This window comes from Knoellia subterranea KCTC 19937 (assembly GCF_000768685.1).
In the GTDB taxonomy this organism is placed as follows: Bacteria; Actinomycetota; Actinomycetes; order Actinomycetales; family Dermatophilaceae; genus Knoellia; species Knoellia subterranea.
The window spans coordinates 252,744-263,874 of the sequence record NZ_AVPK01000004.1 but is presented as its reverse complement, the minus strand read 5'-3'; the positions used below and the strand labels follow the sequence as shown (position 1 = coordinate 263,874).

At 70.3% G+C, this 11,131-nt stretch carries 8 protein-coding genes; 4 read left to right on the top strand and 4 right to left on the bottom strand.

The annotated features are described in order from the left end of the window. Positions 1-59 precede the first annotated feature (59 nt). Entirely contained in the window at positions 60-554 is a 495-nt protein-coding gene (locus N803_RS17470; protein WP_052112085.1) for a YybH family protein, read from the top strand. Between the two features lie 27 nt (positions 555-581). On the opposite strand, the gene N803_RS17465 is transcribed toward N803_RS17470, so the two are convergent. Continuing rightward, entirely contained in the window at positions 582-1,532 is a 951-nt protein-coding gene (locus N803_RS17465) for an ArsR/SmtB family transcription factor (RefSeq protein ID WP_052112084.1), read from the bottom strand. A 75-nt stretch (positions 1,533-1,607) separates the two neighbouring features. Here N803_RS17465 and N803_RS09075 point away from each other — a divergent pair, with 75 nt between their 5' ends. Continuing rightward, positions 1,608-2,099, top strand: coding sequence for an aminoacyl-tRNA deacylase (locus tag N803_RS09075; RefSeq protein WP_035904316.1), 492 nt, complete (start codon positions 1,608-1,610; stop codon positions 2,097-2,099). Here N803_RS09075 and N803_RS09070 read toward each other — a convergent pair. From N803_RS09070 to hutH, 3 genes are all read right to left on the bottom strand, one after another. Continuing rightward, positions 2,083-4,143: an elongation factor G gene (locus N803_RS09070; protein ID WP_035904315.1), complete on the bottom strand. Its 2,061-nt coding sequence runs from the start codon at positions 4,141-4,143 to the stop codon at positions 2,083-2,085. The two genes, N803_RS09075 and N803_RS09070, sit on opposite strands and share 17 nt — an antisense overlap. A gap of 169 nt (positions 4,144-4,312) precedes the next feature. Further along, complete coding sequence (gene hutU / locus N803_RS09065) at positions 4,313-5,971, bottom strand: urocanate hydratase (RefSeq protein ID WP_035904314.1); 1,659 nt, start codon at positions 5,969-5,971, stop codon at positions 4,313-4,315. An 82-nt stretch (positions 5,972-6,053) separates the two neighbouring features. Next, positions 6,054-7,619 (bottom strand): histidine ammonia-lyase, encoded by a 1,566-nt coding sequence (gene hutH, locus N803_RS09060; RefSeq protein WP_035904313.1) that lies wholly within the window; start codon positions 7,617-7,619, stop codon positions 6,054-6,056. Positions 7,620-7,859: 240 nt separating this feature from the next. Here hutH and N803_RS09055 point away from each other — a divergent pair, with 240 nt between their 5' ends. Then, positions 7,860-8,540 (top strand): TetR/AcrR family transcriptional regulator, encoded by a 681-nt coding sequence (locus N803_RS09055; protein ID WP_156969717.1) that lies wholly within the window; start codon positions 7,860-7,862, stop codon positions 8,538-8,540. A gap of 2 nt (positions 8,541-8,542) precedes the next feature. Continuing rightward, positions 8,543-11,125, top strand: a complete 2,583-nt coding sequence (locus N803_RS09050; protein ID WP_084764316.1) for an MMPL family transporter — start codon at positions 8,543-8,545, stop codon at positions 11,123-11,125. Positions 11,126-11,131 lie beyond the last annotated feature (6 nt).

Genomic DNA, 11,131 nt, shown 5'->3' with positions numbered 1-11,131 from the left:
CGACGACCACCACTGGTGAGGTCTCCCCATCAGCATCGCCCACACGAAGGAGAACTCCCATGACGTCCCGCACGACCCTCGCCGCGTCCGCCGCGGCCCTCACCGCAACCGCCCTGGCCGCCGTCGCCGTCCCCGTCGCGAACGCCGGCAGCACCTCCACCGGCGCCGCGGGATGCGAAGCGGCCTTCCACCGCACCCTGCAGACCCACCTCGACGCGATCACGAACCGCGACCTCGCCGCGCTCGAGCCCACGGTCGGCGAGTCGATGACCCTCATCTTCCCGAGCGGGTCGATCCGCCGCGGCAAGGACGCCTTCATGGCCTTCCACGAGGGCTGGTTCGCGGACCCGAACTGGCGTCAGCCCTACACCGTCACCGACGTCACCGTCGAGGGCTGCCGCACGGCGTGGGCGCTCGTCGACTACCGCTACCAGTCGCTCGACGACGCCGGGAACGTCGAGTCGGAGTCCCACAACATGTTCGCCCTGACGTGGACCTTCGACAAGGGTCGTTGGGTCGCCATCGCGGACCAGAACACCAAGTTGCCGAGCTGACGCTCGAACGAACCACCGTGTATGCCGTCAGGGTGCGGTCCGTGCGTAGAGGACGCGCTGGCCGTCCCTGCGGCGCACGACGAGCCCGGCAGAGTGCAGCACCGTGAGGTGCGTGGAGACCGTCGATGGCGCAAGCCCCAACTGACTGGCCAGCCCCGTCGTGGTCACGGGGACGGCGAGGGCGTCGAGCACCCGGGCGCGTGTCGTGCCGATGAGCCGGGACATGGGACTGGCGGTCGGGCGGGAGCGGGAAGGCTCGCGCCCGGCCGCCTCGTCGGTGCGGCAGGGATAGAGCAGGCCTTCCGTCCGCGCCTCGACCGTGACGAGCGGCTCGTCCCAGAGGAACACGTTGGGCATGAGGACGAGCCCTTCACTGCCGACCTCGTGGCGCCCATCGATCGGCTTGTCGACGACGACGCTCACCTCATCGGCGCCGGCGACCCAGTGCACCCGAGGGTGCAGCTCACCCAGGGCGGCACCTATCCCGCGAGCCGCGGCCACGTCGGAGCACCGCGCGACCTCGGCGCGCAGGCCCCGCTCGAAGCGGGCCCACTCGTCGGCCATGACCTCCTGCCAGAGGTACGCCAGTGCTGCGGCAACGTCTGGGCCGAGGGTGCCACGCTCGAGGCTGCGCCGTGCAAGGGGGCGCGGCGAACCGGACCGGTCGAGGTCAGCGCGCAGGACTGCCTCGGACATCGCCTCGATCGCCGCGAGCTCCTCGTCCCACGTCGTCGCCCCGGAATCCGGGCGGAGATGCACGATGGGCAGCGATCCGACGCCCCCGGCAGGGACGAGTTCGGCGAGCAGGGCCAGCCGTGGGTGGCCGAGCAGCGGGCGCACCGTGGCCGCCCACCGTGAGTGCTGCGGGTGCCATGCACCGGACACGGCGAGGCGCAACAGGCCGGCCACCTGGTTGACCGGCGAGATGTGGAACCGGACCGCCCCCAGTCCGGCGGGTGACATCGCAAGCTGCTTCACGGCATACCTCCCCTTGCTCTGGCGACCATAGGCCGACGCGAGCCGGGAACGGACGAATCGCCCTAGAGTCGTGACATGACTGCAACCGAGGGTGCGGAGAGCGACGGGGCCCGGCGGGCGCGCGAGGCGTTGGAGGCAAGCGGGATCCCGCACACGATCGCGCGCTACGGACCGGCGCGCTCCCTCTCGGAGTCGGCGGAGCTGCGCGGCATCGAACCACGCGACATCGTCAAGTCGCTCGTGGTGCGGCGGGGGTCGGGCGACTACGTGTTCGTGCTCGTGCCCGGCGACCGCGAGATCTCGTGGCCCAAGCTGCGCGAGCACCTCGGCGTCAACCGGCTGTCCATGCCGCCGGCGGACAAGGCGTTCAAGGCGACGGGCTACGAGCGCGGAACGATCACGCCGTTCGGGTCGACGACCGCGTGGCCGGTCATCGTCGACGCCACTGCTGCGGGCCGGACGATTTCGATGGGCGCGGGCGAACACGGCGTCGGTGCGACCGTTGCGGCTGACGACCTCGTGCGTGCGCTGTCGGCCGAGGTCGCCGACGTCACCGACCCTGCGTGAGCTCCTTGGCACGCTGGGGCGGCAGGTAGTCGTAGCGGGAGAACGTCCGCGTGAATGTCCCCGTCCCGTGCGAGACCGAGCGCAGGTCGATGGGGTAACGGGACAGCTCGATCGCGGGGATCTCGGCGTGGATGACGGTGCGGCCGTCGTGCTGTGACGGTTCGGTGCCGTGCACCTGGCCGCGGCGACCGCGGAGGTCGGCGAGAGTCGAGCCCACCGACTCGTCGGCCACGTCGATGTCGACCGCGTCGATGGGTTCGAGCATCGCAACGGTCGTCTCGTTCGCGGCCTCGCGCAGGGCCAGGCCGGCAGCAGTCTGGAAGGCCATGTCCGACGAGTCGACTGAGTGGGCCTTGCCGTCGACGAGCGTCACCCGGACGTCGACCGCGGGATAGCCGGCGAGCAGCCCCTTCTCCAGTTGGGCGCGCACACCCTTCTCGACCGAGGCGATGAACTGGCGCGGCACCGACCCACCCACCACCTTGTCGACGAACTCGATGCCCTCGCCGCGGCCCAGCGGCTCGATCGTGAGCCGGCAGACGGCGTACTGACCGTGACCGCCGGACTGCTTGACGAGTCGTCCTTGCGCCTCGCACCCCGCGATGAACGTCTCGCGCAACCCGGTCCGCACCGTCTCGGTCTCGACCGGGACGTGGAAGCGCTCCTCCAGTGCGGTCGTGAGGAGGTCGATGTGGGCCGGGCCCATGGCCCACAGGACGACCTGATGGGTCTCGGCGTTGAGGTCGAGCCGCATCGTCACGTCCTCGGACACGAGCGACTGGAGCACGGAGGCGAGCTTGTCCTCGTCGCCTTTGCTCTTCGCGTGGATGGCGACGGGCAGGAGCGGCTCGGGCAGGAGCCACGGCTCGACGAGCGCTGGCCGGGCTGGCGAGGACAGCGTGTCCGTCGTCTCCGCGACGGCGAGCCGGCTCACGAGCACGAGGTCACCGGCGATCGCGGACCCCTTGGCGAGCAACTCGTCCCCCAGCGGCGCACCGAGGGCGCCCACCCGGTCGAGGTCCTCGTCATGGTCGGCGTGGCCGCCTGACCCGGTGTCGCCGGCAGAGCCCTCACGGCCCTGTGCGAACTGGCTCAGGTGACCGGAGACGTGGACGGCGTCATCCGGTCGGAGCGTGCCCGAAAAGATGCGCACGAGCGACTGTCGCCCCACGAACGGGTCGGTGGTGGTGCGTACGACCTCGGCAACGAGCGGCCCGTCGGGGTCACACGTCACCTCGCCGAACTCCCCACCGTTCGTCCGGAACACCCGCGGCATCCAGGCCTCGACGGGCGAGGGCAGGCCCTGCTCGATGAGGTCGAGGAGTTCCTCGATGCCGACCCCACGGAACGCGTGGGTCGGCAGCGCGGGGAAGAACCGCCCTGTCCCGACGGCCTTGTGGAGGTCGCCGCGCACCGTGTCGAGGTCGACCTCCTCACCCTCGAGGTAGCGCTCGAGCAGCGCCTCGTCCTCGGACTGCTCGATGATCGCCTCGAGCAGGTCGCCGTCACGCTGCGCGAGCAGGTCGACGAGCCCCTCGACCTCCGTCCCCGGGCCGCCCGGCTGCACCGGCTCCGCGAGCGCCTGCGCGTCCCCGAACATCCGCCGACACGTCGCGATCGTCTCGGCGAAGTCGGCGCGGGCCTGTTCCAGCCGCGTCACCGCGATGGCCCGCGGCATACCGACCGCCGCGCACTCTCGCCACAGCATCTGCGTCGCCTGGTCGACCCCGTCCGCCCCCGAAATGACGAAGAGGGCGGCATCTGCCGCCCTCAACCCTGCTCGCACCTCACCGACGAAGTCGGGGTTGCCCGGTGTGTCGACGAGGTTCACCACCACCTCGCCACTGGCGAAGGTCGCCGCGGTGAGTCCCGTTGAACCAGAACGCTCCTCACCTCTCGGTCGCCTCCCCTCGACCCGGGCTGCTACGAGGTGCTCGAAGAGCGTGGACTTGCCGGAGCCGGGCGGCCCGACGATCACGACGTTGCGGATCTGCTCGGGGCTACTGGGGGCGGGCGCGTCGCCGGACCCGGTTGTGCGGCTCATCCCCTCACCCTGCTCCCGTGCCCACCTCACGCACAAGACCCAAAGGTTCGCCCCAACATTTGCTCCCCATGAGGCGAGGTGAAGGGTCCGGAGGCCTATGTGCCCTCCTGACCCTTCACCTTCCCTCCGGTCGGGTCTGCGTCTGGGTCGGGTCTGCGTCTGGGTCGGGTCAACTCTCGCGCATCGGGATGCGGACGCCCTGCTCGGCCGCGGTGCGGTCGGCGATCTCGTAGCCCGCGTCGACGTGGCGGATGACGCCCATCGCCGGGTCGTTCGTGAGGACCCGGGCGAGCTTCTGGGCGGCGAGGTCCGTGCCGTCGGCAAGGGAGACCTGGCCGGCGTGGATCGAGCGACCCATGCCGACGCCGCCGCCGTGGTGGATCGAGACCCAGCTCGCACCCGAGGACGTGTTGACGAGGGCGTTGAGCAGCGGCCAGTCGGCGATGGCGTCGGAGCCGTCGGCCATGGACTCGGTCTCGCGGTAGGGGCTGGCCACCGAGCCGGTGTCGAGGTGGTCGCGGCCGATGACGATCGGGGCGCTCACCTCGCCCGTGCGGACGAGCTCGTTGAACGCCAGACCGGCCTTGTCGCGCTCACCCTGACCGAGCCAGCAGATGCGAGCAGGCAGGCCCTGGAACGCAATTCGCTCCTGCGCTCCCTTGATCCACTTGTGCAGGCGGTCGTTGTCGGGGAACAGGTCGAGGACGGCGCGGTCGGTCGCGGCGATGTCCTTGGGGTCGCCCGAGAGCGCCGCCCAGCGGAACGGACCCTTGCCCTCGCAGAAGAGCGGACGGATGTAGGCCGGCACGAACCCGGGGAAGTCGAACGCCCGGTCATAGCCACCCTGACGCGCCTCGTCCCGGATCGAGTTGCCGTAGTCGAAGACCTCGGCGCCGGCGTCCTGGAACTCGACCATCGCCTGGACGTGCTTGGCCATCGAGGCGCGGGCGCGGTCGGTGAACTCCTCGGGCTTCTTCTCGGCGAGCTCGGCCCAGTCCTCGAGGGCGACCCCCTCGGGCAGATAGGACAACGGGTCGTGGGCCGACGTCTGGTCGGTGACGATGTCGATCGCGACGCCACGACGCAGCAGCTCGGGGAAGAGCTCTGCCGCGTTGCCGACGACACCGACGGACCAGCCTCGGCGCTCGGCCTTGGCTGCGAGCGCCTTGTCGATGGCGTCGTCGAGGTTGTCGGCCACCTCGTCGAGGTAGCGGTGCTCGACGCGGCGGTGGAGGCGGGCGGGATCGACGTCGACGATGAGGCAGGCGCCGCCGTTGAGGGTGACCGCGAGGGGCTGCGCGCCACCCATGCCGCCGCACCCACCGGTGAGGGTGAGCGTGCCGGCGAGAGTGCCGTCGAAACGCTTCTCGGCGATGGCGGCGAACGTCTCGTAGGTGCCCTGGACGATGCCCTGCGTCCCGATGTAGATCCACGACCCGGCGGTCATCTGGCCGTACATCGTCAGCCCGAGGTGCTCGAGCCGGCGGAACTCGGGCCAGTTCGCCCAGTCACCGACGAGGTTGGAGTTGGCGAGGAGGACCCGGGGCGCCCACTCGTGCGTCTGCATGACACCGACCGGACGGCCGGACTGCACGAGCATCGTCTCGTCCTGCTTGAGCGTGCTGAGGGTGCGGACCATGGCGTCGAACGACTTCCAGTCGCGGGCCGCCTTGCCGGTGCCGCCGTAGACGACGAGGTCGTCGGGGCGCTCGGCGTTCTCGGGGTCGAGGTTGTTCATGAGCATCCGCAGCGGCGCCTCGGCACCCCAGTGGGTGGCGTGGGTCAGCGACGTGCCGCGCGGGGCGCGGACGGGACGTGCACCTTCCATGACGGTCCTTTCATCGTGCCTTGTGTGCCTGAGCGGTCCCGTTCTGGGACCGCTGGGGCACACAAGGCGGGTTGAGAGAGATTCAGTTGAGGCGGCCGGTGACGGTCTCGGCGGCGGTCACCACGGTGCCGTCGACCACAGCTTCGTAGGCCGCTTCGATGTCGGGAGCGAGGAAGCGATCGGGTCCGGGCGCGACGTTGCCGGACTCCGCGAGGGCCGCGATGACGGCAGCCGTCGCGGGTGCCGGTTCGAGCGGGGCGCGCAGCTGGATGCCACGAGCCGCGGTGATGAGTTCGATGGCGACGACGCGCGTCAGGGCGTCGACGGAGCGGCGCAGCTTGCGGGCGGCCGACCAGCCCATCGACACGTGGTCCTCCTGCATCGCGCTGCTCGGGATGGAATCGACGCTGGCCGGGTTGGCGAGGCGCTTCATCTCGGAGACCATCGCGGCCTGGGTGTACTGCGCGATCATCAGCCCCGAGTCCACGCCCGGGTCGTCGGCGAGGAAGGGCGGCAGCTCGTGGTTGCGCGCCTTGTCGAGGAAGCGATCGGTCCGGCGCTCCGAGATCGACGCGAGGTCGGCGGCCACGATGGCGAGGAAGTCGAGGACGTAGGCCACGGGCGCGCCGTGGAAGTTGCCGTTGCTCTCCACGCGGCCGTCGAGCGTGACGACCGGGTTGTCGATGGCCGACGCGAGCTCCCACTCGGCGACGCGGGCGGCGTGATCGATCGTGTCCCGCACTCCTCCAGCGACCTGCGGTGCGCAGCGCAGGGAGTAGGCGTCCTGAACGCGTGTGTCCGACTCCTTGTCCCGGTGCGAGTCGCGAATGGGGCTGCCCGACAACACCTTTCGCATGTTCTCCGCCGACCGCGCCTGGCCCGGCTGAGGCCGGAGGGCGTGCAGATCAGCCGCAAAGGGAGCGTCCGAACCCATGAGGCCCTCAACGGACATGGCCGCCGAGATGTCGGCCGTCGTGACGAGCTGACGGAGGTCGGTGATGGCGAGGCAGAGCATCCCGAGCATGCCGTCGGTGCCGTTGATGAGGGCGAGCCCCTCCTTCTCGGCGAGCTCGACGGGGGTGATCCCCGCGGCCGCGAGGGCGTCGGCGGCGTCCATGACCTCGCCATCGTCGTTGCGCACGAGCCCCTCACCCATCAGGGCGAGCGCGCAGTGCGACAGCGGGGCGAGGTCGCCGGAGCAGCCGAGCGAGCCGTACTCGTGGACGACCGGCGTGATCCCCGCATTGAGGATCTGGAGGTAGGTCTCGAGGGTCTTGGGACGGATACCGGTCCGACCGGTCGCCAGGGTGGCGATGCGCAGGAGCATGAGGGCACGCACGACTTCGCGCTCGACCTCGGGGCCGGCGCCGGCGGCGTGCGAGCGGACGAGGGAGCGCTGCAACTGGGCCCTCAGTTCGACGGGGATGTGGCGGGTCGCGAGCGCACCGAACCCGGTCGAGACGCCGTAGTGCGGGACGGTGTCGTTGGCGAGACCTTCGATCGTGCCGCGCGTCGCGCGCACGGCGTCCAGGGCGACCGGGCTGAGCTCGACCCGGGCTCCGTGCCGGGCGACCCGCACGATGTCGTCGATGCGAAGGGGTCCGTCGCCGAGAGTGATCGACTGTTGCGAAGGGGCGGTGTCCGTCATGGGTCAAGCACACCTCAGGTATGCCGTCCGCGCGAGGCACGCGGACGGCATACCGTCTCGGATCCAAGACATACGAGAAGGCGACCCAACCAGACTTCTTGCCCGCCTGGGACCGGGCGAGCGCCAGCGAGCTGTCCCACAAGAGCAAGAAGTCGAGGGGCAAGGCGAGAGGGAAACGTGGCGCAATGCACTCAAGGGCAAACTTGCACGGCAGTGCAGAGCGCGCGTACCGTCGTCGGCATGGCCACCACTGTCGGACCCGACACGACCGAAGGGTTGCGCGCTCGCAACCGTGAACGGACCGCGCGCCAGCTGCAGCAGGCCGCGTGGGAGCTCGTGGCGGAGAAGGGCTTCGAGGCGCTGACTGCTGACGCCGTCGCCGACCGCGCGGGCGTCTCGCGCCGGACCTTCTTCAACTACTACCCGCGCATCGAGCTCGTGCTCCGCGAGAACCTCCGCCAGGCCGTCGCCAGCCTCGTCGACCGCTTCATCGCCCGGCCGATCGACGAGAGCCCTCACGAGTCGCTGATCGCCATCCTCGATGAGCCGCTCGACGCCGAGGTGCTGGGGAAGTCGATCATCGCCTTCGGCCAGGCCCGGCTCTCCGACGAGGCCCGCTCCTTCGTCCGCGAGGCCGAAGCAGCCGAGGTCGAGGTCATCGCCCGGGCCATCGCGGAGCGCGGCGGCCCCGGGACGAACCCGCTCTACGCGCAGGTCCTCGCGCGCGCCACCATGGCCGCCGGATGCGCCGCGACCGAGGCCTGGGTCGAGGAGGTCGACGGCTTCGTCGACGACACGACCCGCGCCCGCCACCTCGAACTCCTGCAGCAGGCCTTCGCCTTCCTCGCGACGGCCTTCGCCCCCGGCGCCATGGCCGCCGCCGGCCCCACCCACTCCCCCGACATCCCCGGAAGGGACTGACCATGGCACTCGCCCTCTACCGACTCGGACGTCTCACCGCCCGCCACGCGTGGCTCACTCTCGTCGCGTGGGTCGTCGTCCTCGGAGCCCTCGGTGGCACCATGGCGGCCGTCGCCACGACGCCCACTTCGGCCATCTCAATCCCGGGTGCCGGGTTCCAGACCGTCCTCAGCCAGCTCGGCCGCGAGATTCCGAAGGCGGCGGGTGGCATCGGTGCCATCACCATCGAGAACGAGAACGGGCCCATCACCCCTGTGCAGCGCACCGCCATCGAGGCCACGCTCGCCAAGTGGGAGAAGGCCCCCCACGTCACCTCGGTGATGAACCCGTTCGAGACGCAGAAGCAGGTCGACGACTCCAACGCGCAGCTCGCCGATGGGCAGAAGCAGTACAAGGACGGCGACTACAAGCGTCTCCAGGGCGAGTGGATCTATGGCGAGGGGCAGCGTGACCTCGCCGAGGCCAAGGCCGAGCTCGCCTCTCTCGAGACGTCGGGCCAGAGCTCTAGTGAGCGCGCCCGCGAGCTGCGCTTCGAGATCCCCGCGCGCGAGAAGGGCAACGCCGAGATCAAGAAGCAGCTCGACGACGCCGAGGCTCAGCTCGCCAACGCCCGGGACCAGATCGCCGAGGGACACGGCCTGCTCAGCATGAGTGACGGGCTGCGCTTCGTCAGCGAGGACGGCAGCGCCGTCATGCTGCAGATCCAGTACGACGACGCCATCGCCCAGCTCTCGCCCGAGATCCGCGCGCACGTGCCCGAGATCGGCACCGAACTGACGAAGCACGGCCTGCGCGTCGACTACGCCGCCGACATCCTGCAGACGCGCAGCATCGTCGGCGTCGGTGAGGTCATCGGCTTCGGGATCGCCGCCGCCGTGCTGCTCGTCATGCTCGGCAGCCTCATCGCCGCCGGGCTTCCCCTGCTCGTCGCCCTCATCGGGGTCGGCGCGGGCCTGCTCGCCGCGATGGCGTCGACCGCGTTCTTCGAGATGAACTCGATGACGCCGGCGCTCGCCCTGATGCTCGGCCTCGCCGTCGGCATCGACTACGCGCTCTTCATCGTCAACCGGCACCGCCAGCAAATCCTCGACGGGGTGCCCCTGCAGCACTCGATCGGACTCGCGACCGGCACCGCCGGCAACGCGGTCGTCGTCGCCGGCATCACCGTCGTCATCGCCCTGACCGCGCTCACCGTCTCGGGCCTGCCGATCCTCGCGCAGATGGGCCTCGTCGCCGCCGGCACAGTGGCGATGACCGTGCTCGTCGCCCTCACGGTCACGCCTGCAGTGCTCAGCCTCATGGGTCGCCGGGTCATCTCGAAGCGCGCCTGGCGCAAGCACGAGGCCGGCCTCGCGGACGCGTCCGCCGACGATCTCGATGCCCCTGTGACGGGTCGCGGATCGGGCCGCTGGGCGGTCCGCGTGACGAACCGGCCGTGGCAGGCCATCGGGCTCACTGTGGGCCTCATCGCCCTCCTCGCCGTGCCGGCCGCGTCACTGCGCCTCGGCCTCCCGGACGGCAGCAGCGAACCCCGCGACTCCAGCGCGTTCCACTCCTACACGACGATCGAAAAGGAGTTCGGCGCCGGCGCCAACGGCCCGATCATCGCGATGGTGACGTTCGACGAGCCGCTCGCCGAGGCCGACGTCGCCAAGGCACAGGTCAGCAATGGCCGCCCACTCTTCAACCTTCCCGGCGTCGAGCGGGTCGTCCCCTTCGGCGTGAGCGCCGACCGGGACACCCTCGCCTTCCAGGTCGTCCCCCTCGAGGGCCCGACGAGCGAGGCGACCGTCGAGCTCGTCCACGAGCTCGAGGCCCGCTCGGAGCAGATGCCCGAGGGCACCCACCTCGGCATCACCGGCATGACCGTGGCCAACATCCAGATCTCCGAGCGGCTCGCATCGGCCTTGCCGCTCTACGTCGCGCTCGTCGTCGGACTCTCGCTGCTACTGCTCATGGCGGTCTTCCGATCCGTGCTCGTGCCGCTCGTCGCGACGGCCGGATTCCTCCTGTCGGTCGCCGCGAGCTTCGGAGCCGTCGTCGCGGTCTACCAGTGGGGCTTTCTCGGCGACCTGCTCCAGGTGAGCCGCCCCGGCCCGATCATGCCGTTCATGCCGACACTGCTCATCGGCGTCCTCTTCGGACTTGCGATGGACTACCAGATGTTCCTCGTGTCCGGCATGCACGAGGCGCGCGCCCACGGCCAGGACAGCCGGACGGCCATCCGCACCGGATTCCGTCAGGGTTATCGGGTCGTCACGGCTGCTGCCCTCATCATGATCGCCGTCTTCGCGGGCTTCATCTTCGCCCACCTGACGATGATCCGGCCGATGGGGCTCGGACTGGCGATCGGTGTCGCGGTCGATGCCTTCCTCGTCCGGATGACGCTCACGCCAGCGGTCCTCCACCTGCTCGGTGACCGGGCCTGGTCGATCCCCCGCTGGCTCGACCGGATCCTCCCCGACCTCGACGTCGAGGGTACGAAGCTCCGCTCGCACCTCGCCCGCGAGGAGGCGGCGGCCGAGCCGAAGGACGCAAGCGAGGACTCCCAGGACAAGCCGGAACTCCTCACCACCGGCTCCTGACCCTGA